At 69.6% G+C, this 26800-nt stretch carries 25 protein-coding genes; 13 read left to right on the forward strand and 12 right to left on the reverse strand.

The genetic code is table 11. The features are described from left to right. Positions 1 to 27: 27 nt before the first annotated feature. Complete coding sequence (locus tag IEY55_RS20310; RefSeq protein WP_189060091.1) at positions 28 to 963, reverse strand: sensor domain-containing diguanylate cyclase; 936 nt, start codon at positions 961 to 963, stop codon at positions 28 to 30. 319 nt (positions 964 to 1282) lie between these two features. Between IEY55_RS20310 and IEY55_RS20315 the strand changes: the two genes are divergently transcribed. After that, positions 1283 to 1537: a hypothetical protein gene (locus IEY55_RS20315; RefSeq protein WP_189060092.1), complete on the forward strand. Its 255-nt coding sequence runs from the start codon at positions 1283 to 1285 to the stop codon at positions 1535 to 1537. A gap of 191 nt (positions 1538 to 1728) precedes the next feature. Here IEY55_RS20315 and IEY55_RS20320 read toward each other — a convergent pair whose 3' ends face one another. From IEY55_RS20320 to IEY55_RS20345, 6 genes are all read right to left on the reverse strand, one after another. Further along, positions 1729 to 4398 (reverse strand): replicative DNA helicase, encoded by a 2670-nt coding sequence (locus IEY55_RS20320; protein WP_229686577.1) that lies wholly within the window; start codon positions 4396 to 4398, stop codon positions 1729 to 1731. 534 nt (positions 4399 to 4932) lie between these two features. Continuing rightward, entirely contained in the window at positions 4933 to 5385 is a 453-nt protein-coding gene (rplI, locus tag IEY55_RS20325) for a 50S ribosomal protein L9 (protein ID WP_189060093.1), read from the reverse strand. Between the two features lie 30 nt (positions 5386 to 5415). Continuing rightward, on the reverse strand, positions 5416 to 5652 hold the full coding sequence (gene rpsR / locus IEY55_RS20330) for a 30S ribosomal protein S18 (RefSeq protein ID WP_189060094.1): 237 nt from the start codon (positions 5650 to 5652) through the stop codon (positions 5416 to 5418). 103 nt (positions 5653 to 5755) lie between these two features. Then, on the reverse strand, positions 5756 to 6238 hold the full coding sequence (locus tag IEY55_RS20335) for a single-stranded DNA-binding protein (protein WP_189060095.1): 483 nt from the start codon (positions 6236 to 6238) through the stop codon (positions 5756 to 5758). Between the two features lie 24 nt (positions 6239 to 6262). Then, entirely contained in the window at positions 6263 to 6571 is a 309-nt protein-coding gene (gene rpsF / locus IEY55_RS20340; RefSeq protein WP_189060096.1) for a 30S ribosomal protein S6, read from the reverse strand. Positions 6572 to 6714: 143 nt separating this feature from the next. Then, on the reverse strand, positions 6715 to 7716 hold the full coding sequence (locus IEY55_RS20345) for a hypothetical protein (RefSeq protein ID WP_189060097.1): 1002 nt from the start codon (positions 7714 to 7716) through the stop codon (positions 6715 to 6717). Between the two features lie 150 nt (positions 7717 to 7866). Here IEY55_RS20345 and IEY55_RS20350 point away from each other — a divergent pair, with 150 nt between their 5' ends. The 4 genes from IEY55_RS20350 (at position 7867) to IEY55_RS20365 (ending at position 12434) form a co-directional block, all read left to right on the forward strand. Continuing rightward, positions 7867 to 8637 carry a deoxyribonuclease IV gene (locus IEY55_RS20350; protein ID WP_189060098.1) on the forward strand — a complete coding sequence of 257 codons (771 nt, stop codon included), beginning with the start codon at positions 7867 to 7869 and terminating at the stop codon, positions 8635 to 8637. Positions 8638 to 8773: 136 nt separating this feature from the next. After that, positions 8774 to 10138, forward strand: coding sequence for a glycosyltransferase family 87 protein (locus tag IEY55_RS20355; protein WP_189060147.1), 1365 nt, complete (start codon positions 8774 to 8776; stop codon positions 10136 to 10138). 32 nt (positions 10139 to 10170) lie between these two features. Next, positions 10171 to 10638, forward strand: coding sequence for a hypothetical protein (locus tag IEY55_RS20360; protein ID WP_189060099.1), 468 nt, complete (start codon positions 10171 to 10173; stop codon positions 10636 to 10638). Positions 10639 to 11012: 374 nt separating this feature from the next. After that, positions 11013 to 12434: a selenium-binding protein SBP56-related protein gene (locus IEY55_RS20365; RefSeq protein ID WP_189060100.1), complete on the forward strand. Its 1422-nt coding sequence runs from the start codon at positions 11013 to 11015 to the stop codon at positions 12432 to 12434. Positions 12435 to 12457: 23 nt separating this feature from the next. Here IEY55_RS20365 and IEY55_RS20370 read toward each other — a convergent pair whose 3' ends face one another. From IEY55_RS20370 to IEY55_RS20380, 3 genes are all read right to left on the reverse strand, one after another. Then, positions 12458 to 14038, reverse strand: coding sequence for a glycosyltransferase family 87 protein (locus IEY55_RS20370; RefSeq protein WP_189060101.1), 1581 nt, complete (start codon positions 14036 to 14038; stop codon positions 12458 to 12460). Positions 14039 to 14286: 248 nt separating this feature from the next. After that, positions 14287 to 16722 (reverse strand): transglycosylase domain-containing protein, encoded by a 2436-nt coding sequence (locus tag IEY55_RS20375; protein WP_189060102.1) that lies wholly within the window; start codon positions 16720 to 16722, stop codon positions 14287 to 14289. Between the two features lie 721 nt (positions 16723 to 17443). After that, the gene (locus IEY55_RS20380; RefSeq protein WP_229686578.1) at positions 17444 to 17848 is read right to left on the reverse strand and encodes a DUF5318 domain-containing protein; all 405 of its coding nucleotides are present in this window, start codon (positions 17846 to 17848) and stop codon (positions 17444 to 17446) included. A gap of 173 nt (positions 17849 to 18021) precedes the next feature. On the opposite strand from IEY55_RS20380, the gene IEY55_RS20385 reads away from it, so the two are divergent. Next, positions 18022 to 18621, forward strand: coding sequence for a PadR family transcriptional regulator (locus IEY55_RS20385; RefSeq protein ID WP_189060104.1), 600 nt, complete (start codon positions 18022 to 18024; stop codon positions 18619 to 18621). Positions 18622 to 18634: 13 nt separating this feature from the next. Further along, positions 18635 to 19726 (forward strand): inositol-3-phosphate synthase, encoded by a 1092-nt coding sequence (locus IEY55_RS20390; protein WP_189060105.1) that lies wholly within the window; start codon positions 18635 to 18637, stop codon positions 19724 to 19726. Between the two features lie 191 nt (positions 19727 to 19917). Here the strand turns inward: IEY55_RS20390 and IEY55_RS20395 are convergent, their stop codons facing one another. Further along, on the reverse strand, positions 19918 to 21036 hold the full coding sequence (locus tag IEY55_RS20395) for a YncE family protein (RefSeq protein WP_229686579.1): 1119 nt from the start codon (positions 21034 to 21036) through the stop codon (positions 19918 to 19920). A gap of 204 nt (positions 21037 to 21240) precedes the next feature. On the opposite strand from IEY55_RS20395, the gene IEY55_RS20400 reads away from it, so the two are divergent. After that, positions 21241 to 21696 carry a MarR family winged helix-turn-helix transcriptional regulator gene (locus IEY55_RS20400; RefSeq protein ID WP_189060149.1) on the forward strand — a complete coding sequence of 152 codons (456 nt, stop codon included), beginning with the start codon at positions 21241 to 21243 and terminating at the stop codon, positions 21694 to 21696. Positions 21697 to 21791: 95 nt separating this feature from the next. Next, positions 21792 to 23228: a recombinase family protein gene (locus IEY55_RS20405; RefSeq protein ID WP_189060106.1), complete on the forward strand. Its 1437-nt coding sequence runs from the start codon at positions 21792 to 21794 to the stop codon at positions 23226 to 23228. Between the two features lie 89 nt (positions 23229 to 23317). On the opposite strand, the gene IEY55_RS20410 is transcribed toward IEY55_RS20405, so the two are convergent. Next, a complete protein-coding gene (locus tag IEY55_RS20410; RefSeq protein WP_189060107.1) occupies positions 23318 to 23917 on the reverse strand; it encodes a hypothetical protein in 600 nt (199 codons plus the stop codon). Positions 23918 to 24080: 163 nt separating this feature from the next. On the opposite strand from IEY55_RS20410, the gene IEY55_RS20415 reads away from it, so the two are divergent. Genes IEY55_RS20415 through IEY55_RS20430 form a run of 4 tightly spaced genes read left to right on the forward strand, consistent with a single transcriptional unit; the run spans position 24081 to position 26699 of the window. Continuing rightward, complete coding sequence (locus IEY55_RS20415) at positions 24081 to 24308, forward strand: helix-turn-helix domain-containing protein (RefSeq protein ID WP_189060108.1); 228 nt, start codon at positions 24081 to 24083, stop codon at positions 24306 to 24308. Then, positions 24305 to 24448 carry a hypothetical protein gene (locus tag IEY55_RS20420; protein WP_189060109.1) on the forward strand — a complete coding sequence of 48 codons (144 nt, stop codon included), beginning with the start codon at positions 24305 to 24307 and terminating at the stop codon, positions 24446 to 24448. Before IEY55_RS20415 ends, IEY55_RS20420 begins: the two co-directional genes overlap by 4 nt. Next, the gene (locus IEY55_RS20425; protein WP_189060110.1) at positions 24445 to 25083 is read left to right on the forward strand and encodes a hypothetical protein; all 639 of its coding nucleotides are present in this window, start codon (positions 24445 to 24447) and stop codon (positions 25081 to 25083) included. The genes IEY55_RS20420 and IEY55_RS20425 overlap by 4 nt, the downstream gene beginning before the upstream one ends. Beyond that, positions 25080 to 26699 (forward strand): AICE element replication initiation protein, encoded by a 1620-nt coding sequence (locus tag IEY55_RS20430; RefSeq protein ID WP_189060111.1) that lies wholly within the window; start codon positions 25080 to 25082, stop codon positions 26697 to 26699. Before IEY55_RS20425 ends, IEY55_RS20430 begins: the two co-directional genes overlap by 4 nt. The last annotated feature ends 101 nt before the right edge of the window (positions 26700 to 26800 follow it).

Below are 26800 nucleotides of genomic sequence, written 5' to 3' on the forward strand. Positions count from 1 at the left end.
TCTGGCGGGGTCATGCTTCGAGCGCCTTCAGGATTGGGTGCTGGCGCCCGACTCCGTCGGATACTCGCCGCGGTCGCGGACGTCCGGGTGGTCCGGCGGCATGGGGCGGTGTTTGCGGTGCAGCTGGGCTTCGGTGCAGGTGACCACCGACAACACCGGCGCGGTGCCGTCGCTGGTGCACCAACCTACCCGGAGTGCCGGCTGGATGCGGTTGCGGCCGATCCGCAGCGGGCGCGCGGCCAGTTCCCGGACCCGGTCCGCGATCGCCTCCCCGGTGCCGGTTGGGTGCTCGGCCACCACGGCGAACTCGTCCCCGCCGTAGCGGGCCACGGTGTGGTCGTCCCGGAGGCCCTGACGGAGCCGCCGGGCGAGCGCGACCAGCAGCTCGTCTCCCCGCTGGAAGCCGTGCTCGGCGTTCAGCGCGGCCAGCCGGTGCACGTCCATCAACACCAGCGTCGCCAGCGTGCCCCGGGTACGGGCCCTGGTCAGCGCCTGCTCCAACCGGTCCAGCAGCAACGCGCGGTTCGGCAGGCCGGTGAGTGGGTCGACCAGGCCCCTGCTGTGGGGGAGGTCGGTGTCCACCGGGTGCAGCAGGACCAACAGCCGCTGCCGGCCCCGACACCGTACCGGGTGGTAGTCAGCCCAGACCCGAATGTGCGGATCGTCGTTGTGGCTCACCACCATCGGCAGCGACAGCGGCGCACCGGCCCGCAACACCTGCGCGGTGAGCGCGGCACTGTCGGGCAACGAGGCGCCCGAGTCGTCGGTGGCGGACCAGCCACTGGGCCGGGTGCCGGTCAGGAGATCCTGCTGGCTGAGCCCGAGCAACGTGGCGGCCCGATCGTTGGCGGCAATCACCTTGCCCTGGTCGTCCAGCAGCAGCACGCCCACCGGCAGGTCGGCGACGAAGTCGTCCCAACTCGCACCGGCGATGGTTGGTGCCGCCGTTCGTACGGCACTCATTTGGCTCTCACCCTCCGCCGATCGGAGCCTTTCGCTGAGCGTCCCCTTAATGCCTGGGTCAGATCAAGGGTCTGCAACCACCCATATCGGTGATCTCTGGCCTGATCAGCTCAGGGCATGGCATTACGGAGCGCAGCGATTGTCCGTCCGGCCCGGTGACCTCTGCCGTGCCGTCCGGCCTGTCACCGCCCGCCGGGATCATGCGCGGGACCCTCCTCGGAGGGATCAACGAAAGTCGTAGTACCTCCCGGGAGAGCCATCGGCGGGATCATGGATGATCGCGGTCGACCGATCATCGTGAGCCCATGGGGAGGCGGCCTTGACCGGGCACGAGATACCGCCGATGCGGCCGGTGCAGGACACCCGCCGCCCGCCCTCCCGGGCGGAGAGGTACGACGGCGTGACGCGGTGGGTCTGGCCCCCGGTCTGGTTGGTGCTGGCGTGGACCACGTTCTCCATGATCGACGGAGAGTGGTGGCAGCAGGTACTCGTATACACCCTTTTGGTGACGCCCGTTCTGGTCCTCGACCAGATCATCCGCCGGCAACTTCGTCAGCGTGACGAAAGTCGTTAGAGAAGATCATCAGGGGAATTCTCGTTGATCGCTCTATGGGGGCGTAGATCAGCTCATCGAACTCGAGCTTCTATTCATGTTTTACCCGCGAACGAATCGAAAAATGGCGATTCGTAGGGTGTGCGAGCCCATCGCCCACGTTCGGCAGCACGGTCCGAAGGATCCGTTCGCGGAGCCGGGGAGACGTCGTCTCAGCCTTGGGCGAGATCGGCGAAGCGGCTGTAGTGCAGCTGATGCGCAACGGTGACGGTCGCGGTCGGACCGGCCCGGTGCTTGGCCAGGATCAGATCCGCCTCCCCCATGCGCGGGTCGTCGCGCTCCCACGCGTCCGGCCGGTGAATGAGGATGACCATGTCCGCGTCCTGCTCGAGGCTGTTGTGCACCGAAACGCCGTTGGCCACGAAGTTGTGGGTGCCCGGGACGGTTCCGTCGTAGACCTCCTGCTCGCCGAGGCTGGTGATCTCGACAATCCTGTCCCAGAACACGTCGTTGGTCGCGAGCATCTCCAGGTCGGCGTCGTCCAACACCGCCGCCACCCTGGCCAACCGCGCCCGGCTCGGCGCGTGCTTCCACATCGTCGAGCCACAGAACCGGGAGCCCATGGCCGCCGAGAACGCGCGGTGCGCGATTCCCTGTGCCGCCAGCAGTGATCGCACCCGATCCCACACCTCGCGCGGCACGGTGTCCAGGTTCGCGTTGCCGACGATCGTGCGGAGCCGCCGAGCGGCCTCGACGGCCAGTAGGCCGCGTGCGCCATGTACCCCGATCTCGTCGAAGAACAACAGCTGGTTCTCCACACCGTAGATGTAGAGCTGCCAGCCGTCGCGGTACCCGCTCCTGCGGACCTGCCTGATCCGTGGCTGGACTCCCAGTCGAAGCAGGAGCTGGCCAACGCCGTCGACCAGGCGACGACTCGTGGAGCCGTAGGACACGCGTGCGTGTCCCGCCTTGTCGTCCCAGCGAACCGAACCGTCGGTAGACCACAGGTGCCGCAGGAACAACGCGATCTGTTCCTTTGGCAGGGCAAACACGCGGTCCGGCACGAACCTCTCATGGCTGCGCAGGCCGAACAAACCCAGCCCGTCCAGCCACTCGGCGATCGGGTTCCGCTTCCCGCACGCGAGCCGGTGCGACGCGGGCAGGCGCAGGGACGTGCAGCGGGCGGCTCCGTGGTCGTCGCGCACCGGGTGCACGCCGAAATGACGCGCGGCCTCGGCAACCGCGCGGATGTTGGCCTCGTCCCTGCTGGCGTAGCGGATCGGCTGGCGACGGACGAAGGAACCATTGCCGAGCAGGTGCGCCAGCATGATGATCTCCGGCTCCGGCAGTGGCTCCGTGCACAGCGGCTCGGGTACGCGTCGAGACACGGCGAGGCGGTCGCCGACCGCCAGCTCCGCCAGCGGAATCCAGCCGTCGATGGTGAGGAACGGGTGATTTCCGGTCGCCTCCACCTCCCGGCCGGAGGCGAGACGCAATCGGAAGACCTCTTTCACCCCGCTCGGGAACACCTTCACCATGGGCCGCGGAACCATGCGCATCCGCTCGTCCAGCGACCACACCACGGGCTGCTCGCCGGAGGCCAGGAGGTCGCCGAGGGTGACCTCCGCGCCGGTGTCTGCGCGCAGGATCCGGGAGCCGGCGGTCAGGCAGCCGGACTCGCGCAGGTCGGAGAGCATGGGGCGCTTGTCGGTCCGCTGTTCCGGACCACGGTTCAACTGCGAGATCGCGATCACCGGAACCTCCAGCTCCTTGGCCAGAAGCTTCAGGTTCCGGGAGAACTCCGACACCTCCTGCTGCCGGGACTCGACCCGCTTGCCGGACGTCATCAGCTGCATGTAGTCGACCACGACGAGCTTCAGGTCGTGCCGCTGCTTCAGCCGCCGCGCCTTCGCCCGGATCTCCATCATGGTCAGGTTCGGCGAGTCGTCGATGAACAGCGGCGCCTCGCTGATCTCGCTCATCCGCCGCGCGAGCCGGGTCCAGTCGTCGTCGGTCATCCGACCAGACCGCATGTCGGCGAGCCGGATGCGGGCCTCGGCGGAGAGCATGCGCATGACGATCTCGATCCGGCTCATCTCCAGCGAGAAGATCACGCTCGACATGCCGTGCTTGATCGAGCACGAGCGTGCGAAGTCCAGTCCCAACGTGGATTTGCCCACACCGGGTCGAGCCGCGACGATGATCATCTGGCCGGGGTGCAGGCCGTTGGTCACCGAGTCCAGGTCGGCGAAGCCCGTCGGGATGCCCAGCGACACGCCGCCGCGCGAGGCGATGGCGTCGATCTCGTCCATCGTCGGCTGGAGCAGGTCCTCCAGCGCCTGGTAGTCCTCGCTGGTCCGCCGCTCGGTGACCTCGTAGATCGAGGCCTGCGCACGGTCCACGACCTCGTCGATATCGGCCCCGTCCTGCCCGTGGTAACCGAGCTGCACGATCCGGGTGCCCGCCTCGACGAGCCGGCGCAGCACCGCCTTCTCCGCGACGATCTCGGCGTAGTACCCGGCGTTCGCCGCGGTGGGCACGGTGGCGATCAGGGTGTGCATGTACGGACCGCCGCCCACGCGGAGCAGCTCGCCACGCCGCTCCAGCTCGGCGGCCACGGTGACCGCGTCGGCGGGCTCGCCACGCCCGTACAGGTCGAGAACGCAGTCGTAGATGACCTGGTGCGCCGGTCGGTAGAAGTCACCGGGACGCAGGATCTCCACCACGTCCGCGATGGCGTCCTTGCTCAGCAGCATGCCGCCGAGCACCGACTGCTCGGCCGCGAGGTCCTGCGGCGGGAGTCGGTCGGGGCCGTCGGAGTACCCGTTGTCACCCGGACCCGGTGAAGGTGCCCGCATCCCGCGGTCGTCCGGCAGCGCCACCGCGCAAACACCTCCCAGCTCGCGACCCGATCCCCCCGCCCCGCTGTGGTTGTAACCGGCGGCACCCACGAACCGGCGCATTCCGCGCCGTGGCCACGCTCAGCGAACGCGAGAGCAACGAGCGGCGACGGTAGATCGCCCGTACGGACCAGGCAAACCGTGGTTATCCACAGGGACGGGTTCGGCTGTGGATAGCCCAGGACGATTGACCACAGGCCGCCCCGGAAGTTGTGGAAGGCTGGGGACAACCTGGGGACAACTTGATCCCCGGAAGAAAAATCCGCAGGTTAAACCCTGTGGATAAGCTGTGGACAAAATGACCCCAAACGAGCCCGGCGTGTCGTGTGTGACAGCAAACTCGGCGTGTCGGGAGCCGGTCGTCACAACCGGCTGGGGATAACCCGGCATGCCGCGAACAGACGAACGCGCCGCCCATCGGGTGATCGTCGGATGACCTGACGGGCGGCGCGTGCGCCGTCGTCGCCAGTGCGCGTTCGTCGCGGTGGCTACCGCGCGGGATCGGGCCCGCAGGGATCAGGCCGAGGTGACGTCGAGCCGGACCTCGACCGTGACCTCCGGGTGCAGCCGGATGCCGGCCTTGTGCGTGCCCAGGGTCTTGATGTGCCCGGACAGCTCCACCATGCGCTTGTCCAGCAGCGGGCCACCGGCCGCCTTGATGGCGGACACGACATCGGCGGTGGTCACCGAGCCGAACAGCTTCGTGGAGCCCTCGGCGGCCTTCGCCTTGAGCGGGACCGCACCCAGGCCCTCGAGCTGGCCCTTGACCTCCTTGGCGTGGTCGAGGTCGCGGATCCGGCGCGTCTCCTGGGCACGGCGAATGGTCTCGACCTGCTTCTGCGCGCCGCGGGTGGCCACGATGGCCAGGCCGCGCGGCAGCAGGTAGTTACGGCCGTAGCCGTCCTTGACCTCGACGGTGTCGCCCGGACCGCCGAGGCCGGCCACGTCGGTGGTGAGGATGAGCTTCACGACTCTCGTCTCCCCTCGTGATCAGCCGGTTCAGCGGGCGGTCGAGGTGTAGGGCAGCAGCGCCATCTCGCGCGCGTTCTTCACCGCGGTGGCGACGTCGCGCTGGTGCTGGCTGCAGTTGCCGGTCACCCGGCGGGCACGGATCTTGCCGCGGTCGGAGATGAACTTCCGCAGCAGGGTGGTGTCCTTGTAGTCAATGATCTGCGTGCTGTCCTTGCAGAACACGCAGACCTTCTTCTTCGGCTTGCGTGCAGGCGCCTTCGCCATGGGTCGTCCTCCTGGACTGAGCAGCTACCTGGATCGGGGAACGCCGGCCGCCTCGACGGGCGCGACTCGTGCCGGATCGGATACCGGGTGGGATACCGGCCGATCAGAACGGCGGTTCGTCGCTGTACCCGGCGGAACCGGCGGGCGGGGCGGAGCCCCACGGGTCGTCGGCGGGAGCAGCCGGTGCGGATGAGCCGAAGCCCCCCGAACCGCTACCGCGGCTGACCTTGTTCACCTTGGCCGTCGCGTAGCGCAGGGAGGGGCCGATCTCGTCCACCTCCAGCTCGATCACGGTGCGCTTCTCGCCCTCGCGGGTCTCGAACGAGCGCTGCCGCAGCCGGCCGCTCACGATCACCCGCATGCCCCTGGTCAGGGACTCGGCGACGTTCTCGGCGGCCTGCCGCCAGATGTTGCAGCGCAGGAACAACGCCTCACCGTCGCGCCACTCGCCGCTCTGGCGGTCGAAGATGCGCGGGGTGGAGGCCACGGTGAAGTTGGCTACCGCGGCGCCCGAGGGGGTGAAGCGCAGTTCCGGGTCGGCGGTCAGGTTACCGACCACCGTGATCGTCGTCTCACCAGCAGCCATGGGAACGGCTCCCTACCGGCCCGGTCAGGCCTTGACGGCGGTACGGGTGTCCTCGCGGCGCAGGACCTTGGTCCGCAGCACCGACTCGTTCAGGCCGAGCTGGCGGTCCAGCTCCTTGACCGCGTCCGGGTCGCAGAACACGTCGACGACGGCGTAGATGCCCTCGGCGTGCTTCGCGATCTCGTACGACAGCCGACGACGGCCCCAGACGTCGACCTTCTCCACGTTGCCGCCCGAGGTCCGGACGACGTTGAGGAAGGTGTCCAGCGACGGAGCGACGGTGCGCTCGTCCAGGGACGGGTCGAGGATGACCATCACCTCGTAGTGACGCATGAAGACCACTCACCTCCTGTGGGCTCACGGCCATGGGCTCTCCATGGCAGGAGGATCTGTCGCGTCAGCAACCGAGCCAGGCTAGCAACCGGCGCGGCCGGCGTCCCGGCAGGGGGTCGGTGTGGCGTCGGGGCGGCCCGCTCTCAGCGGGTGGCGCGGCGGAGTGCCCAGGCACGCACCAGCCCGGCCGTGACCGTCGCGAGGGCGAGGACGGCCAGCACCGCCCCGGCCCCGACCCGGTTCGTACGCGCCGGCGGCAGGGCCTCCGCCCGGCCGGCGTGGGTCACGCTGTTGTCGGCGGCCTGCGGCCCACCGAAGAACCCGAACTCCGGCGGGTACTCCCCGCCCCGGCCCCCGTACCGCAGGCCCGGGGACGGCGCCCACCCGCCCGGGGTGGCGAAGGGCAGCCGCGAGTAGTCGTAGAACGGCACCCGCCCGAAGTCGTACCAACCCCAGCCGGCCAGCCGGAACAGATCAAAGTTACGCGGCTTGTGCCCGCCGCCCACCACCTCGTGGGTCGGTCCGGCACCCTGCCGCACCGCCGGCTCCTGACCCGGAGGCTGCTGGGGTTGCGGCTGGGCCGGCTGCCCGTCGGCAGGCTGCCGGGGCGCCGGCCGCGTGCCACCGCCCGGCCGCGCCCGCTCGGCCACGGCCCGGGCCTCGTCCTGCACCGGAGCGGCGGCCGCGTTCGACGCCCGCACCGTGATCCCGCACGTCGTGGTGAGCCGGTCGGTGACCCGCCTCGCCACCTCGTCCATGATCGGCCCCAGCAGCGGGATCTTCCGCAGCTCCGCGACCACCGCGGCCGCGATCTGCCGGCCGCCGATCGTGCCGCCTCCGGCGGGTACGGTGCCCAGCGGGATCGGGGGTAACTCCCGGATGTTCCGCTCCGCCGGGTCGGCGAGCAGCAGGCCGCCGGGAACCGCCCGGACCACCTCGACCACCGGCCCGGCGATCGCGCCCGGGGCGAGCGAGACCGGTTGCCCGGCCTCGCCACCGACACTGGCCGCACAGTCGCCCACCACGACCGGTTCGGCGGCCGTGGCCGCACCGGCCCCGGCCAGTGCGCCGGCCGCACCCAGCGCCGCCGCCAGGGTGGCGGCCGCGCTCACCCGGGCCAGTCGGCCGGTCCTGCCGAGGGTCATCCGGGCCTCCCTCCGGCTCAACCCGGCGGTTACGTCACGAGGCCCAACGACCGTACGCGGGGAAGGTGACGCGGGCCATACCTCCGGGGCTCGCCGGGGTACGGACGGTGACGTGCGAGGCCGTCTCGGCCTACTACTACCCTCGGCGTCATGCGCATCGGGGCCCACGTCGGCGTCGACAACCCACTCGGCGCCGCGAACGAACGCGGCGCCCAAGTGGTGCAGGTCTTCCTCTCCAACCCACAGAGCTGGACGGCGGCGCAGCCGCACCCGCAGGCGGAGGAGTTGCGCGCGGCCGACATCGAGGTCTTCGTGCACGCCCCCTACGTGGTGAACGTGGCGTCGCTGAACAACCGCATCCGCATTCCCTCCCGCAAGGCCGTGGCCCAGCAGGCGAAGGTCGCGGCCGAGACCGGCGCGAGCGGGCTGATCGTGCACGGCGGGCACGTGACCAAGGGCGACGACCCGGCCGAGGGCATCGCCAACTGGCGCAAGCTGTTCGAGCGACAGGCCGACGCCGGCGGCTTCGCCGTGCCGCTCCTGATCGAGAACACCGCGGGGGGCGACAACGCCATGGCCCGCCGGCTGGACATGCTGGCCCGACTGTGGGACGCGGTGGGCGACTTCGGCCCCGGCTTCTGCCTGGACACCTGCCACGCCTTCGCCGCCGGCGAGGAGCTGCTGGGGATCGTGGACCGGGTGAAGTCGATCACCGGCCGTATCGATCTGGTGCATCTCAATGACTCGCGGGACGCCTTCGGGTCCTCGCGCGACCGGCACGCCAACATCGGTGCCGGCACGATCGACCCGGACCTGCTGGTCGCGGTGTGCTCGGCCGCGGGCGCACCGGTCGTGGTGGAGACACCCGGAAACGGCCAGGCCGACGACATCGCGTTCCTGCGCGAGAAGCTCGGACGGTGAGCGGGTGGCGCGCCGGCTGGTGACCGGAGCCGCCACCGAGGGGGTCGCGGACGATCCGGTCGACGTGGTGGAGGTGCTGCGCGACCGGGAGGTGCGGGTGCCCGAGGAGAAGGGCCGGTCCGGTCGCGCCGTCGCGCTGCGGTTCGGGCGGGTCGCGCTGGCCGTCGTCGTCCTGCTGTGCGGGCTGACCCTGATCGCCGGCTACGCCAACAAAGCGCGCTGCACCGGACCGGACTTCGACGAGTGGGGCCGCACGCAGCCGGACTACAAGCAGCGGATCGACCGCGACGTCTGCTACTCCGACATCCAGCACCTGTGGATCGGTCGGGACATCGACCGGCACGTCTTCCCGTACATCCACGGCCGCATCACCGACGACGGCCAGCTCGTCGGGGGCTCGGTCGAGTACCCGGTGGTGACCGGCCTGCTGATCTGGGCCGGCGCGATCTTCGCGAGCAACGACGCCCAGTACCTGGCCTACTCGGCGTTGCTGATGGCGCCGTTCGGGCTGCTCACGGCGTACTTCCTGGGCCGGCTCTCGCGGTGGCGGGCGCTGGCGTGGGCGATCGGCCCGCCGCTGGTGCTCTACGCGTTCCACAACTGGGACCTGCCGGTCGTGGCGTGTGCGGTCGCGGCGGTGTACGTGATCTACCGCGGCTGGGGTCGTGCCGGGGCGGAGCGGCCTCTGGTGCAGCGGGCGACGGTGGCGTCGGTGCTGCTCGCGGTGGGCTTCGCGTTCAAGGTGTATCCGGGCGCGTTCGTGCTCCCGCTGCTGCTCTACGTGCTGACCGGCGGCCGCCGGAGGGCGGACGGCACGCGGGAGATCGCACCGCCGGTGCGCAAGCTGGCCGCCGTGCGCGTGGTGCTCGCGGCCGTGGTGACCGTGGTGCTGGTGAACCTGCCCTTCGCGTTGTTCGGCTACCAGGGCTGGCGGGCGTCGTTCACGTTCCAGCAGCTGCGGCAGGTGGACATCACCACCAACTCGGTGTGGTTCTGGGGCTTCCGGCCGTTCTCGGACCCGTCGAACACCGCCTTCCAGGACGCGGTCGGCTTCTGGTCGCCGACCCTGGTGCTCGCCTCGTTCGCGGCGGCCTGCCTGGTGGGCTGGTGGCACTACCAGCGGCACGGCGTCTACCCGTGGATCCAGGTTTCCGCCGCGATGCTGTGCGGCTTCCTGCTGTTCCACAAGGTGCACTCGCCGCAGTACACGCTCTGGCTGGTGCCGTTCTTCGTGCTGCTGCGGGTCCGCTGGGGCTGGGTGATCGCCTACTACCTGGCCGACCTGGCGATGGGGATCGGCATCTTCCGCTGGTACTACGCGACGGCGAACGGGCTGCCTTCCTCGATCTACGACGGGTTCGCCGCCCAGGCGGTGATGATCGGGGTGTGGGGCCGGGCTGCCCTGTTGGTGGGGTTGTTCGTGGTGTTCCTGGCGGCGCGGTCCACTGTGGACGAGGACGCGATACCGTCGGAGCGACCCCAACCGCTGCCCGCCGGCTGATCGGTCGGGCGTGAGAGGCCCGGAGGCTCGTCGTGGCTGCTCCCGCCGCGCTTCGGCACCTGCAGATGATCGCCTACTCGTTCGTGTTCGCGGCGGTGGTGATCACGGTGCTGGGCCTGTTCGTGATCTTCCCGGGGGTCGGGCTGGAATACCAGGCCGCGGCGTTGCTGCCGCTGGTGTTGGCCGCGGCCGACTGGTTGCTGGTGACGTTGTTGGAGCGGCAGGCGCCGCCCGCCGACGTTGCGTCGCGGAACGGGGCCGCGCACTTCCTCCACACCATGGCACTGTCCCGGATGGCTTTTGCCGAGGCGCCGATCCTGGTCGGGTTCGTGCTGGTGTTCGTGCTGGGTGACACCGCGCTGCCCGTGGTGTCGGGCTTGCTCGGCAGCCTGGCCCTGCTCGCGTGGTGGTGGCCGGGCGAGCGGCTGATCCAGGACGCGCGGGCCCGGCTGGAACCGGCGGGTGGTGCCGCGGCACTCGACGAGGTACTCGGCCGCTGATCGGCCACGGCCGGGGAGGCACCACAACTGGGCAACCAGATCCACGGCCGGAACTGTGATCGATGATGCCAGCCTTGGCCCGTCGGGCTCCGGCGTTGTCCACAGGCCTGGCGACCCATCCACAGCCTGTGATCTTGTTCTTGCTTTTGCGTTTTCTCAGCTCATAGGCTTGCCGCGGGCTGCGCAGACCCAGGGCGGGCGGGGGCTGCCCTCCCGCTGGGACCGCGACTGCGGCATCCGAGTGGATCTTCTCCTCGCTGTGACCGGCAGCCTTGCTCCCCTCCGGGGCGGGGAGAAAGCTCGGGGTGAACGGCCGGGTTCGACCGCGGCCACCGAGGGGACCGCGGCGGAGTATCCGCCGCGAGGAGGCTTCGATGCGGCAGCCGCATGGCGTGGGCGATCCAACCTTCTACCGCAGCCCGGCACACGCCGTTGCCGCACCGGCGGAACGGCTGGCGTACGTGGCGGCGTTCGACCGTACCGCGACGCGGCCCGACGCGCTGCTCACCGTGGACGTCGACCCCGGCTCCTCGTCCTACGGCAGGATCGTCGGCTGGTCGGACATGCCCACCCGCGGCGACGAGCTGCACCACTTCGGGTGGAACGCGTGCAGCAGCGCACTCGCCCACGAGGGGCACGACATGACCGGGCTCCAGCGCCGCTACCTGCTGTTACCCGGCCTGCGCTCGTCGAACATCCACATCTTCGATACCCACCCCGACCCGCGGCGGCCAACACTCGCGCGGACCGTGCACGCGACCGAACTCGCCGAGAAGGCCGGCTACTCGCGCCCCCACACACTGCACTGCGGCCCTACCGGGATCTACCTGTCCTGCCTGGGCGGGGCCGACGGTTCCGACGGGCCGGGCGGGATCGCGTTGCTCGACCACGACACCTTCGACGTCCTGGGCGCTTGGGAGACTGACCGCGGACCACAGCACCTGGCCTACGACGCCTGGTGGCACCTCAACCAGAACACCCTCGTCACCAGCGAGTGGGGCACCCCGTCCATGATCGAGGACGGGGTCGTGCCGGAGCTGCTCCTGAAAAGCGCCTACGGCCACGCCCTGCACTTCTGGGACCTGGCCGAGGGACGCCACCTGCAGCGCGTCGATCTGGGGGAGCACCACCAGATGGTGCTGGAGCTACGCCCCTCGCACGACCCGGAAGCGCGATGGGGCTTCGCCGGTGTCGTCGTGTCCACGCAGGACCTGTCGGCCTCGGTCTGGCGTTGGCACCGCGACGGCGACATCTGGACCGCGGACAAGGTGATCACCATTCCCGCCGAGCGGGCGGACCCGGAACTGCTTCCCCCCGTGCTCAAGCCGTTCGGGGCGGTACCCCCGCTGGTCACCGACATCAACCTCACGGTCGACGACCGGTTTCTCTACGTCTCGTGCTGGGGAACCGGTGAGCTCAAGCAGTACGACGTGAGCGACCCCTCCGCACCCCGCGAGGTCGCCTCGGTACGCCTCGGCGGCATCGTTGGCCGGGCGACCCACCCAGCGCTGCCGGGCCAACCACTCGCCGGTGGTCCACAGATGGTCGAGGTCAGCCGGGACGGACGGCGCGTCTACCTGACCAACTCGCTGTACGGCTCCTGGGACGACCAGTTCTACCCCGATGACGTCGGCGCCTGGATGGCCAAGATCGACACCGACCCGGAGGCCGGCGGTGGCCTCGCCATCGACGAGCGGTTCTTCCTGCACGGGGAGGACTTCCGGGGCCTGCGAGTGCATCAGGTACGGCTGCAGGGCGGCGACTCCTCGTCCGACTCGTACTGCTACCGATGCTGACCGTCGCGGGCTGGGCGACCCGGTCACGATGGTGGGGCCGGGGCGCCTGAGGCCGCGGCTGCCGGGACGGCCCTGCGCCGCCCGAGCACGAGCCGGTCCTCGGTGTTCTCCAGCATTCCGCCGGTGGGATCGTCGTCTCCGATCCGCCGGACGGGATCCCCTTCCGGGCGGTAGATGTCACGCAGCACCAGCACACAGAGCAACACCACGAAGGCATCCCGGAGCACGACGGCGCCCAGGAACCAGTCCGCGGGCAGCCCCTTGTTGTCCGGGCCCAGGTAGAAGAACATCCGCGGCGCCCAGACCAGCGCGTCCACGGTCATCCAGGCCAGCAGCAGTCGCCAGCGAGGCAACGCGAGCACTGCCAGCGGCACCAACCACAACGAGTACTGCGGGCTCCACACCTTGTTCGTCAGCAAGAACACCGCCACGACAAGAAAACCGAGCTGGGCAAGCCGTGGTCGCCGTGGCGCGGACAGACCCACCCAGGCGATGCCCACACAGCCGACCGCGAACAACACGGCGGTCACCGTGTTGAGCACCGTGGGCGTCTGCCCGGCCGCGAGCGGACCGTCGAAGCCGGGCCAGCCGGTGAAGTAGGAGACGACGTTGTAGAGCGAGTCGGGATCCGCGCCGCGTTCGGAGTTGAGCCGGAAGAACTCGCGCCAGCCGTCCGGGAACAACAGGGCGATCGGCGCGTTCACCGCCGCCCAGGTCAGAACGGCGCTCGTCGCGGTCCGCAGCCCTTCCCGCAGGCGCGCGGACCGTACGCACAGCACGAGCAGCGGCCCGAGCAGGAAAAGCGGATAGAGCTTGGCCGCACCACCGATGCCCAGCAACACGCCGGCCAGCACGGGTCGTCGTCGAGCCCAGGCGAGCAGGCCGGCGGTGGCGCACGCCGTGGCGAGCGTGTCGAAGTTGGTGAACGCGTGCACGATCACCAGCGGGGAGATCGCGACGATCGCGGCGTCCCACGCCCGTCGCCGCGCCAGTCTCGCCACCCCCCAGACCGTCACCAGCCACGCCAACGCCAGCCACAGCGCGGAGATGTCGAAGTAGACGACCACCGGCAACGCGGCTGGCAACCATCCGGTCTGGGCGATCGCCAGCCACCCGTGCGCGAGCTTGGCGTTCACCCACTGGAACAGACCGGTGAGCACCGGGTACTCCATGTACCGGACCTGCTCGTGGTCGCCCTGCTTCTCGGTCCACGAGGTCTGGTACGGGAACAGCCCCTTGTCCAGCCGCTCCGCCGTGTACAGCGGGACCGTGTCCGAGTAGCACATCGCCACGTACTGGCGGCTGCCGCGCCAGTCCAGCTCGAGCTGCCCGGAGTCGGTCCGGTACTGCTGGATGCACGCCGCCTTGCCGAACCACCCGAGGGCCAGCGTGATCGTCGCCAGCAGCAGCACCACCCGCAGCGGCGTCCAGAACCAGTGCCGGCCGATCACCGCATGCCGGCCCAGCGGCCCGCCCACCGGATGGCTGGCCGTTCTGGCCAGCGGCTCCGTCCAGGTGGGAACGACCCGGTCGGCCGGGCTCAGCGAGCGGGTGTCCGGGTCGGGGTGATCCGGTGCGCTCGGGGTGCTCGTCGGGCTGGACACCGCCCGATGCTACGGCCTGGCTCACCCACATGGCCCCGCACCTGCCTGGGCACGGTTCCGCGAACACGACAACCCGGGGCGTCTCCGGGATGCAGCGAACTCCGCCAGGTTCGGGTGAGTGAGCTTCTCGCAAGGGGCCGAGCCTCCCGAAGCGTTGTCCCGGAAGCGACCTGGCCGGAAGCCCGGCAGGAACCCCGGAACGCCGTGGGGCCGGCCATCCGATCGATGGCCGGCCCCACGGGCCGTGCTCAGCCTGAATCCCGATTGTCCGGTTCATCCGGTGGCGGGAAGACGCCGTGACCGCCGCCACCACCACCACCACCGTTGCCGGGTGGCTTCCCGCCGGGACCCTCCGGCCCCCGCGTGGGCCACTCGTCCGGCCAGGACGGGCCGGGCCGCCGGGAGATCGACGGGCTCAGCGAGGGGCTCGGCTCGCTCGACTCCGCGGCCGAGGTCGGCGGCTGGGAGGACGACGTCGGCACCCGCGACCGCGACAGCGGCGCGGACGGCTTCGGCGCCTCGGCCCGGCCGATCGCCTGGAACGGCGGGAACTTCTCCACCGGCTTGCCCTGCAGGTAGGCGTCCATGAACTTCTGCCAGATCAGGCCGGGCAGTCCGCTGCCGTAGATCGGCACCTCCTTGCCCGAAGTCCTCGGGTCCCGCCACTTGATCGGCTCGGTGTTCCCGGTCCCCACCCAGACCGCGGTGGCGATCTGCGGGGTGTAGCCCGCCATGTAGGCGTCGGAGTTCTCGTTGGTGTTCTCGATACCGTGGGTACCGGTCTTCGCGGCCACCGGGCGGTTGCCCTTCAGGTCCCGCCTCGAGTAGTCCGCGACCTGGAGCATCGTCTCCGTGACGTTACGCGCGATCTTGGCGTTGTTCTGGGTGTCCGACGGATCGAACGCATAGTTCTTGTCGTCGACGAACTGGGCACGTACCTCGTCGTTCGGGTACAGGACCTTCTCGACGAGATGTGCCTTGTGCCGTTCCCCGCCGTTGGCGAACGTTGCATATGCGTTGGCCATGTCGAGTACGCGCACGGGGTACATCCCCAGCGCGACGCCGGCCGCCACGTTGCCCTGTTCGTCACCCAGGGTGGGCTTGCCATCGCGGTTCTTCCGGCTGATGCCCGAGTCGTAGGCGGTACTGGCCACGTTCCGTGGCCCATACTTCATCGCCATCTCGACGAACACGGTGTTGACCGACCGCTTCATCGCCTCGCGGACGCTGCAGTGCTTGCCACACCGGTTGTCGTCCTCGGAGTTCACCACCGTGTAGTCGCCAGCGAAGGTCTTCGGACCGACGCCGTCGTAGGTGTCGCCGATCCCCCGCCCCTCCTTCAACGCCGTGGCCGCCACGAAGGGCTTGAACGCCGAGCCAGCTGGCCGCTCACCCACGCCGGCATAGTCGAACTGCTTGTTACCGCCGTAGTAGGCGATCACGCCGCCGGTGTTCGGGTCGATGGCTACCACCGCAGTCTGTAGTTTCTCCGGCTGGCCCTTCATCGTCTCGTCAGCGATCTTCTCCAGCTGCTGCTGGGCCTTCGAGTCGATGGTGGTGACGATCTTCAGGCCGTTCTTCTGGACGACGTCCCAGTTCAGCTTGAGATCGTGCTCCACCTCCTGCCGGATTTGCCCGAAGATCTGGCCGCGCGGCCCACCACCGCCCCCGGCCTGGCTCTGCCATTCCTCCTGGCTGAGGGTGTGCGGGTACTCGGTCGGCCGTTCACCGGCCTTGAGCCGGCCCTGCTCCTGCATCTTGTCGAGCACGTACTTCCAGCGCGCCTTGGCGCCCGCCTCGTCGACCGCCGGGTCCCAGCGCGACGGTTGTTGGATGGCGCCGGCCAGCACCGCGGCCTCGGCGACATCGAGGTCCTTGGCGTCCTTGCCAAAGTATGCCTGGGCGGCGCTCTGGACACCGTTGGCACCGCGACCGAAGTAGACGGTGTTCAGGTAAGCGGTGAGGACTTCTTCCTTGCTGTACCGCTTGGTCATCTTGTAGGCGAGCACGACCTCCTTGAACTTCCGCACGTAGGAGTACTCATCCGCGCCGGTCGCCTGCTTGATGTACTGCTGGGTCAGCGTCGAACCGCCGCCCTCGCGGCCGCGCAGCTGGTTCCACACCGCACCGGCGATGCCCCGCCAGCTGAAACCCTCGTTCTCCCAGAAGGTGCCGTCCTCGGCGGAGACCACCGCGTCCTTCACCGTCTGCGGGATGTCCTGGTACTCGATGAGGGTGCGGGCCCCCTCCTTCGGCGCGATCTTGCCCAGCTCGGTCCGGCCGTCGGCGGCGTAGACCGTGATCGTCTTCTTCTGCTCGGCGGCGACCTGCTCGACGTTGGGGACGTCCCACGCGAAGTAGCCGAGCCAGAACGCGATGAACGGCACGATGATGCTCGCCGCCGCGAGCACGTAACAGGTACGCCGGACCCGGCGCCAGATCCGCTTGCGACGCATCTGACGCTCCTCCTCTTCGCCTAACGGGGCGGCGTCGTCATCGTCCCCGTAGTCCTCGCCGTCGGCCAGTGCCGGACCGCCGGGTTCGCCGGGCAGCGGCTCGTAGTGCGTGAGCAACTCCGGCTCGCGCGGCTGGTCGGAGTGCAGCGGCGGGAGGACCTCCGTCGGCTGCTCGCCCGGCTGCGGCGGGCGAGCCGGTTGCTGCCCGCCCGGACCACCGGGGCCCATCGGACGAGGGCCGGCGCCAGGGGGCATCGGCGCCCCGGGAGCGCCCGGCGGAGGGAAGCCGCCCGGAGGCTGCTGTCCCGGGGGCGGCATTCCGGGGCCACCCATCGGCGGGCGCGGACCGTGACCAGGAACACCACCGGGTCCGCCAGGCCCACCGGGCCCCGCGGGTCCGCCAGGACCGGCCGCGCCGGGCGGCATCGGACCACGGGGCGGTTGCGGCATTCCCTGCGGCGGCATGCCGGGGTGCTGGCCTGGGTGCTGCGCTGGGCCACCGGGCCCACCGGGACCGGGGTAGCCGGGACCGCCGCCCGGGCCGCCCGCGGGAGCGGGGGGCGGAACGGCAGGACCACCGGGGCCAGCCGGACCACTCGGAGCGCCGGGACCACCCGGACCACCGGCAGGCCGGGGCTGCGCGCCGGGCTGGCCCGGCCATTGCGGATCAGCGGGCGGCCCGCCCTGGGGCTGCTGGGGCGCGTCCGGCCGGTGTGGCCCGGCCTGGGGCTGCTGTGTCGGACCCGTCGGTCCCGGTGCCTGTCCGGCCGACCAGATCTCGGTGCGCTCGTTATCGGGGTGGGCGCCGTCGCGGCGGCCACCCCGTGGTCGGTGCTCTCGGTCGTCGTTCACGAGTTCGGCCTCCCAGACCGGCGTCGGCAAGCCGGCGTCGCTCGGTGGTCAATCGTTGCTCGGCGCCAGGACACCGGCACCGGTCGCCCTGACTGGCTCACTCCGCGGCGGTCCTCCGCCTCGAGGAGCCGGAGCGCAGTCCACCCTTGCCCAGGACGTATGACTGAACCAGATGGTTCCAGCTGCAGGTACGGCACACTTCCACGACGTAGACGCTGAACTCGGTGAACAGCGTTGCCATCCGTGCCAGTTCCTGGACCGACCGGGCCGAGCCCGAGGCGTGCTTGAGCTCTTCGCCGAACACCCAGGACACCAGCGTGAGTGGTTCCTTCCGGCATACCGGACACGTCACGTTGCTGGGCTCGCCGTGGAACTTGGCCGCCCGCACCAGGTACGGGCTGGCGTCGCAGACCTCCATCACACCGACGCGGCCGGAGTAGACGTCCGCGAGCAGCGCACGGCGCTGCAGCGCGTAGTCCACCACCTGCCGTTGGGTCCGCACGGTCCCAGCGTACGTGCCACCCCCAGACCCCCTATTGGGCCGTTCGGGGCAGCGTAACCGAGAACACCGTTCCCCCGAACTCGACCGACCGCCCGGTTTGCGAGCGCGTCGCGGGGCGACGATGTATCGCGCCGATATACTGAGGCGACCCATCGCCGGAGAGGAGGTGTCTCGTGTTCGAGCTCGCGATCCTCGGTCTGCTGCACGAGGCGCCAATGCACGGCTACGAGCTGCGCAAGCGGCTACACAACCTGCTCGGGGCCTTCCGCGCGTTCTCCTACGGCTCCCTGTACCCGACGTTGCGGCGCCTGCAACGCGCCGGTCTGATCGCCGAGGAGACCGATGTGGCCGAGCTGGCCGGGCGCACGTGGGGGCGCCGGGCCCGGCGGGTCTACCAGTTGACCGCGGAGGGCAAGGAGCGGTTCGCCGAGCTGCTCGCCGATGCCGGACCGCAAACCTGGGAGGACGACTCGTTCGGGGTGCACCTGGCGTTCTTCTCCAGGACCCCGGCCGAGGTCAGGATGCGGATCCTGGAGGGTCGCCGGCGGCGGGTCGAGGAGCGTCGCGAGGGGTTGCGCGCGGCGTTGGCCCGGGCCGGCGAGCAGATCGACCGCTACACGCGGGAGCTGCACCGGCTGGGTCTGGAGAGCACCGAGCGCGAGGTGCGCTGGTTGAACGAGCTCATCGCGCGCGAGCAGGCCGAGCGGCGGGAGCGCGACAGGGGAGGTCGTGGTGACCGCGGACCGCATGGACCGTCACGTAAGGAAGAGTGAGGAGGACCCGACCATGGGCGGAGACCGCCGCAGTGTTCGGGTGGCCATCGTCGGCGTGGGGAACTGCGCGGCATCGTTGGTGCAGGGCGTCCATTACTACCGGGACGCCGACCCGAAGACCCGCGTGCCGGGCCTGATGCACGTGCAGTTCGGCGACTACCACGTGCGTGACGTCGAGTTCGTCGCCGCGTTCGACGTGGACGCCAAGAAGGTCGGGCGCGACCTCTCCGAGGCCATCGTCGCGAGCGAGAACAACACGATCAAGATCTGCGACGTGCCACCGCTGGGCGTCCAGGTGCAACGTGGTCACACCCTGGACGGGCTGGGCCGGTACTACCGGGAGACCATCGAGGAGTCCGACGAGGACCCGGTCGACGTGGTGGCGGCGCTGCGAGCGGCCGAGGTCGACGTGCTGGTCTCCTACCTTCCGGTGGGCTCGGAGGAGGCCGACCGGTTCTACGCGCAGTGCGCGATCGACGCGGGTGTGGCGTTCGTCAACGCCCTGCCGGTGTTCATCGCCTCCGACCCGGAGTGGGCGGAGAAGTTCCGCGCGGCGGGTGTCCCGATCGTCGGCGACGACATCAAGTCCCAGGTCGGCGCGACCATCACGCACCGGGTGCTGGCCAAGCTGTTCGAGGACCGCGGCGTGGAGCTGGAGCGCACGATGCAGCTCAACGTCGGCGGCAACATGGACTTCAAGAACATGCTCGAGCGCGAGCGGCTGGAGTCCAAGAAGGTCTCCAAGACGCAGGCGGTCACCTCGGAGGTCGACCGCGATCTGGGCAAGCGCAACGTGCACATCGGCCCGTCCGACTACGTCGAGTGGCTGGACGACCGCAAGTGGGCCTACGTGCGGCTGGAGGGTCGCGCGTTCGGTGACGTGCCGCTGAACCTGGAGTACAAGCTCGAGGTGTGGGACTCGCCGAACTCGGCGGGCATCATCATCGACGCGATCCGGGCGGCCAAGATCGCCAGGGACCGGGGGATCGGCGGCCCGATCCTGTCGGCCTCCTCCTACTTCATGAAGTCCCCGCCCGAGCAGTACACCGACTCGCTGGCACGGGAGCGGGTCGAGCAGTTCATCGGCGGCGAGCTGGACCGCTGACGTTGCGCAACGGGTCCCTCACCGGCTCCGGTGAGGGACCCGTTGCTGCTCACGATGAGCGGCAGGCGTCCGCACAAGCGGTGGAGCAGCGGCAGCCACCTGCGACACGGTGACCTCTCCGGTCGGGGGGCTGGTGGCTTGTGGTGGCGCGTTGGCGGCCAGTCTCTCCTGTGGTGCGGCTGGTCACCAGCTCAGCGGGTGATTCCGGTGTGCCCGATCGAATAGCGGCCGGGCTGGGGCCAGACGGTGAGGCCGTGCGGACCGCGCCCGACGGGAATGCGCTTGATCAGGCTGCCGTCCTGGGTTGAGAGCACATAGACCTCGTTGTGGTAGCGACCGGAGAGCCACAGCTGCTTGCCGTCGGCGGTGAGGTTGCCCATGTCCGGGCTGCCGCCGCCGGGAATGTGCCACTTGGTGATCGCTTCGCCGGTGTAGGCGTCGAGCACGCTGATGCTGCCCTCGAGGCGGTTGGTGACGAACAGGCGCTTGGCCTCGCGGTCGAAGTACAGGCCATGCGCGCAGTCACCGGTGGGGATGGACCGCTCCACCTTGGTGGCGGCGCCGTCGAGGACCCACAACCCGTCGGCGTCGCAGTCGGCGATGTAGATCCGCTGGCCGTCCGGGGACAACGCGACGTCCTGCGGACCCATGTGCGTGTTGCGCTGCGGCATGTCGATCATGCGCAGGAGCTTCTTGCTGGCCACGTCGACCACCGCGACGCGGCCCGCCCACTCGCAGCTGAACGCGGCGGTGCGGCCGTCCATGGTGAAGGTGCCGTGGTCGATCCCCGCGCAGTTGGGCGTCTGGGTCTCGGCCTGGATCTCCCAGGTCTCGGGGTCGTACCAGACCAGCTTCTTCAGCCGCTCCGCCACCGAGATCGCGGACTTGCCGTCCGGGGTGAAGTACATGTTGTACGGGTCGATCACGGGGAACGGCTTGCCCGCCTTGCCGGTGGCCGGGTCGAACGGGAGCATCTGGTCGCCGATGTCGTCGGTGGCGTAGAGGGTGCGCATGTCGTAGGAGGGCACGACGTGCTGCACCTCGATGCCGGCCTTGTGCTTCGACACCACCTCGAAGGTCTTCGGGTCGATCACCCACACGTCGCCGGATTCGCTGTGCGGCACGTAGACCAGCGGCCGGTCCTTCTTCACGACGTCGCTGAGCATGTTGGCGCCGGCCGCGTGGTAGAGGTTTCGCGCGTTGGTGACCGGCGGCATACCGGGAAGGCCGTCCACGACCGCCGCCCGTGCCGCGGGGCTGCTGCGGGGGGACGACGGGGCGGAGGCGGGCGTGTCGGCTGTGTTGGTCACCGCGCCGGTCTGCGAGCACGCGGTCAGTAGGACGGACAGAAGCGCCAGGATCGGGACATCACGCGAACGCACGCCGGACCATCGGCAGGTCGGCTGGGGACCCACATCCTTCGCCGCCAGGATTCATCTGTCCGAGGGGCGGTGGCTCCGTGCCGGATATCTCTTAGACGGGCTAACTTCTAGTTTGTTAGGGTGGCTAATCGAATGGCGGGTGAGGACAGGGACGAGGTCGCCGAGCTGGCACACCGGCTCCGGCCACTGGTCTTCCAGCTCTACTACGTGGTTCGACGGCAGACGCCGCAGTACCAGCTGACGCTCACGCAGGGCTCGGTGCTGGCGACGCTCGTCCAGTTCGGGCCGCAGCGCATGAGCGTGCTCGCCGAGCGGGAGCGCGTGCGCATGCCGTCGATGACCGACGTGGTCGCCCGGCTGGAGCGGCTCGGCCTGGCCCGGCGCGAGCCCGACCCGGCCGACCGCCGGGCCGTCCTGGCCAGTGCCACCGACGAGGGGTGCCGGCTGATCGCGGACCTGATCGAGGCCCGCGAGGAGTTCCTGCGTGCCCGGCTGGCCCGGCTGCCCGGGGCGGACCGGGACGCGATCGCCGCCGCGCTGCCCGCCCTGGGGCGCCTGTTGACGGAGGAGGAAGGAGCACGGGATTGAGCCACCAGGTCCGGCTGCTGGACGCGGTCCGGGGCCAGCCACGCACGGTGTGGGTCACGGCGTTCGCGGACTCAAGATCGTGACACCCTTAGCTCGTGACCACTCGAGCAGTGATCTACGTGCGTATCTCCCAGGATCGAGTTGGCGCAGGTGTCGGAGTTGAACGTCAAGAGCGGGAGTGTCGGGAGTTAGCCGAGCGACTGGGCTGGACCGTCGTCGAGGTCTTCACCGACAACGACATCTCGGCGTACTCCGGGAAGCCTCGGCCTGGCTACCGCGCCATGCTGACGGGGCTGGGCCAGGGGCGGGCGTCTGCGGTGCTGGCGTGGCACACGGACCGGCTGCACCGCTCCCCGGTTGAGCTGGAGGAGTACATCAACGTCTGTGAGCCCTTGGGCGTCACGACGCACACCGTCAAGGCTGGGTATCTTGACCTGTCCACGCCGTCCGGACGGATGGTCGCCCGGCAGCTCGGGGCGGTCGCTCGGTTCGAGAGTGAGCACAAGGCCGAGCGCATTCGTGCCGCACGGCTCCAGGCCGCCCGAGCAGGCAGGTGGCAGGGCGGGATACGCCCGTTCGGGTTTGAGGCTGACGGCGAGACAATCCGGCCGGACGAAGCGGCGGAGATCGTCAAGGCGACGGAGGAAATCCTTGCGGGGGGTAGTGTTCGCGGCGTGGTACGGGACCTCATTCGGCGGGGGGTGCCTACCGCAACTGGGAAGGTGGACTGGGACAACGCGGTTCTGCGAAACATCCTGATTCGTCCGAGGAATGCCGGGTTGATGGTCTACAAAGGTGAGATCATCGGCAAAGCCGCATGGCCGCCGATCGTCCCGGAGGAGACCTGGCGCGCACTCGTGTCCTTGCTCAAGAGCCCTGAACGGCTCAGCAACGGCGGCAACAACCGGGTGAGGTGGTTGGGATCGGGGCTCTACCTATGCCACACGTGCGAATTGCCGAGCCTGCGCGTTTCCCCTGCCGGTTCCAGGGCGAAGCCTGCGTACCGGTGCCGCAACCGTGAGCGCACGGGCACCGGAACCCATGTGACACGCGAGGCTGCCACGCTCGACGCCTTGGTTGAGCGTGTGATCGTCGCTCGGCTGGAGAAGCCCGACGCGATGGACTTGCTCAAGAGTCCGGCCGACATGGTGGACACGGCAGCGCTGCACACCGAGTCGACTGCACTTGTCCGCCGGCTCGATGAGCTGTCCGAGATGTTCGCCGAGGGCGCGATCACCGCCGCCCAGCTCAAGACGGGAACGGACAAGCTGCGCGCCCGGCTCGCGGCGATTGAGGCTGAGGTTGCCAGCGCTGGTGATGTGGACCCTCTGTTGGGTGTGGTCGGTGCCCCGAACGTCGCCGAAGTGTGGTTCGGCACGAAACCGGACCGGAGCGACGGGCTGGAGCTTGGCCGCCGGCGTGCCATCTTGGACACCCTCGTGACCGTCACCGTACTCCCGTCCAAGCGCGGTAAGAAGGCGGGCGGAACCTACTCCGACCCGGACGCAGTGGACTTCGACTGGAAACGGTGACCGACGACGCGGCTCGGCCCGTCCCTGCCTTGGCGCAGGGGCGGGCCGTTTGCTTTCGAGGGACGGCGCGGCGCAACAGTGGGCGTCGTTCAGTCCTGCGGTGGGCTCTTCGGCGGAAGGTAGCCGTTCCCGCGGCACGCATCCGCCCAGCGGTTCGCCGTGGCACGACTGATGTTCAAGGCTCTTGCCGTGGCCGTCATGGCGCGACGAGGGTTGCGCATCAGCTCGCGATGGTAGGTCTTGGCGAAGGCGCGCAGGTCATCGTCAGACGGCCCACGCGAGCGCGCTTCGGCTAGCTGGCGCGGACGCGGGTCGGCGTCCTGCGCGGGGTGCCAGACGTGTTCGTGCATGAGTCCCCAGTCGATTTGCGCGCCCAAGTCCTCGGAGAACCCCTCCGCATCGGGTGAGGTCAGACCGGGCGGGGTATCCGGGTCGAACCCCTCGAAGAGCTGCGAGAGCAACGCGCCGACGCGGATCTTCCGCAGGGTGTCCGAGGTGATTTCCTTGTCCTCGTACTCCCCAATGATCAAGCCCGTGATGACCGGGCGTCCGTCGGCGCTCTTGCCCACCCGAACCAGGATCGGCGCGTCGAGGCCGCCAGCGGACGCCTCGATCCACGGACCCCGGGTGATGAGGTCGTCGTCCGGGATGTGCTCCGTGTGGAACTCGAAGCGTTCCGGTCCCTGCACGGGGCGACTGTAGCCGCTGTGCTACCAGTCGCGTAACACCCTCGCGGGACTGTCTCACGATGCGACGCGGCGTGACACGACACAGCGACACGGTTTCACCTGCGGCTATCGCCTGGTTGCATCGCCCTCGATCGCAAATGAGACAGTCACGCGGAGGTGTCTCTTGAAGTTGGTCGAGGAGGTCCGGACGGGCCGGCAGCTTCCCCCGCCGGACGTGGCGCGCAGCATCCGCCTGGCCGCAGGGGTGTCACAGAGCAGGCTCGCGCGCGAGCTGGGGGTCCATCGGCTGACCGTGGCGCGCTGGGAGTCGGGAACGCGACGGCCATGCGGGGAGCAACGCGCCTCGTACGTCCGGCTGTTGGCTCGGCTGCACCGTGAGGTGACGCGATGAAGCCCTACGAGTCGTCAGAGTCGCGGGTTGCCGAGTACATCCGTCGGGTGGTCGACGACGCTCCGCCCCTGACGGCCGACCAGCGTCATCGGCTGGCCGTGCTGTTGCGTCCGGCGAGTGAGAAAGGACGGGCGGCGTGATCCAGGAAAGAAGAAGCGGCGGCCCCCGCCAGGACACCGCCGCTGAGGTCTTCGCCGAGACCGGGGCCGAGGCTAGCGCGTCCGTCCCGCGCGTGGGAGAGGGCCTGGCGCTGCCGTCCGGGCCGTCTCCGGTCACCGATGTGGAACGGGCGTTTGTCGGGGCGTTGCTGCACTGTTCGGCCGCGCGCGCCGAGCGGGTGCTGTCGGTGGTCGCCGATGAGGACCTGGGCGACCCGGCGGCGCGTGGCGTGCTCGAAGTGGTGCGCCGGCTGGTCGGTCGCGGTGTGGCGCCTGATCCGGCGGCTGTGGTGGCCGAGGCGCGTTCAGCCGGGCTGGTCGCCGGTGAGTATCGGTTGTCGCGGTTCGGGTCGTTCGTGGCCACCGTCTACACCAGTTCGGCGTTGCCGGCGTCGCTCGGCTTCTACGCCGCGTGTGTGCTGGAGGGAGCGGTGCGCCGCCGCCTGGTCCAAGTGGGACAGCGGTTGGTGCAGGCCGCAGAGACCTCCCCCTTCGAGGCACTGCATCGGCACGTGCGAGCGGAGGTCGAAGGGTGGCGGGTACTGCGTGACCGCTACGTCGCGTTCACCGCTGCTGCCCGGGAACGGTCTGTGTCGGTTAGGGAGGGTGCCGCGTGATCGACTACGGGCGCGACTACCCGGACCCGTTCGCGGCCGAGCTGGCCACCATCGACCCGTATGCGGATGTTCCGCCACCGGACGAGCCGATGGACGGTAGGGAGGTCGGCGCGGACGGTGGTGGCGCCGATCGTGACGGTAAGCCGTCGATGGCGACCCGGCTGGTGGAACTGGCCCAGGCGCGCTACGACGTGTTCCTGGGGCAGGACGGCGAGCCGTATGCGGTGGATCGGGCGGGGGTGTCGCTGGCGCTGCCGTTACGGGGTCGGACCGGGCTACGGCAGCGGCTCGCCCGCGCGATGTTCGCCACGATCGGTCGGGTCCCGCCGGCAGCGGCCCTGACGGACTGTGTGAACGTCCTGGAAGGCACGGCGTTGGAGCGGGACCGCGTGCCGGTGGCGTTGCGGGTGGCGCGTCGGGCTGACCGGCTCGTGATCGACATGGGGACCGCTGATGGTCGCGTGATCGAGTGCGGCCCACACGGTTGGCGGGTGGTCCGGGGCAGCGACGTGTTGTTCCGGCGCACCGCATTGACCGGTGCGATGCCCGACCCTGATCCGGCCGGGACCTTGGATGCCTTCCGGTCCGGGTTGAACGTGTCGGAGGAGAACTTCCGGTTGATCGTGGGGTGGATGCTGCACGCCTTCATGCCGGACGAGCCGCATCCGGTGCTCGGCTTGGTGGGCGAGCAGGGCACCGCGAAGACGACGGCGGCGAAGCAGGTTGCCTGCTTGGTCGATCCGTCTCCGGCGCCGACCCGCACCGCTCCCAAGGACTTGTCCGATTGGGCGGTGACGGCCGCGGGTTCGTGGGTGGTCACGCTGGACAACATCTCGACGATTCCGCCTTGGTTCTCCGATGCGTTGTGCAAGGCGGTGACGGGTGACGCGATGACCAAGCGCGCCCTGTACACCGATGGGGACCTCTCGGTGTTGGCGTTCCTGCGACCGGTGATCATGACCACGATCGAGGCGGGCGCGCTGCGCGGGGACTTGGCCGAACGGATGCTGCCGATCGAGCTGGAGCGCATCCCACCGGACCAGCGGCGCACGGAAAAGAGTGTCCGCCTGGCCTACGAGGATGCGATGCCGCAGACCCTCGGCGCGCTGCTGAACCTGCTGTGTGACGTTTTGGCCGTCCTCCCCGGCGTGCACCTGTCGCGGCTGCCGCGCATGGCTGACTTCGCCCGCTTCCTTGCCGCACTCGACCAGGTCACCGGCTGGACCACCCACCAGGACTACGAAGACACCTTCGAGGACCTGGCCGACACCGTGATCGACGGTGACCCGTTTGCCGCCCAGATTCGGGCGAATATCGAACGGGGACTGACCTTCGACGGCACGGCCGCCGCCCTGCTCGGCTGGCTGCACCCCAACCCCGAGGGGACTCCGTCTCGGGGCTGGCCGAAAACCCCGCGAGGCGCCACCGGGGCGCTCAAACGCAGCACCCCCGCCCTGCTCAAGGTCGGTATCCACGTCGAGCACTACCGCACCAGCGACCACAAGCGGGAGCGGCGGGTCCGTATCCGACGCGCGGACGGTCCGGACGGTGTGGACGGTTCACCCCGGCGTCCCTCTGTCCACACTCAGTCCCCAGGATGGGGACACCCCGGGTAGGAAGACCAGGGGAGGGGTCGACCGTCCGAACCGTCCACACCGACCGACAAAGAGCCTGACCAGCGGGAACCGGTGGACGCTCACCTGGACAGCGGACGCAA

The organism is Longimycelium tulufanense (assembly GCF_014645795.1).
Lineage (GTDB): Bacteria > Actinomycetota > Actinomycetes > Mycobacteriales > Pseudonocardiaceae > Longimycelium > Longimycelium tulufanense.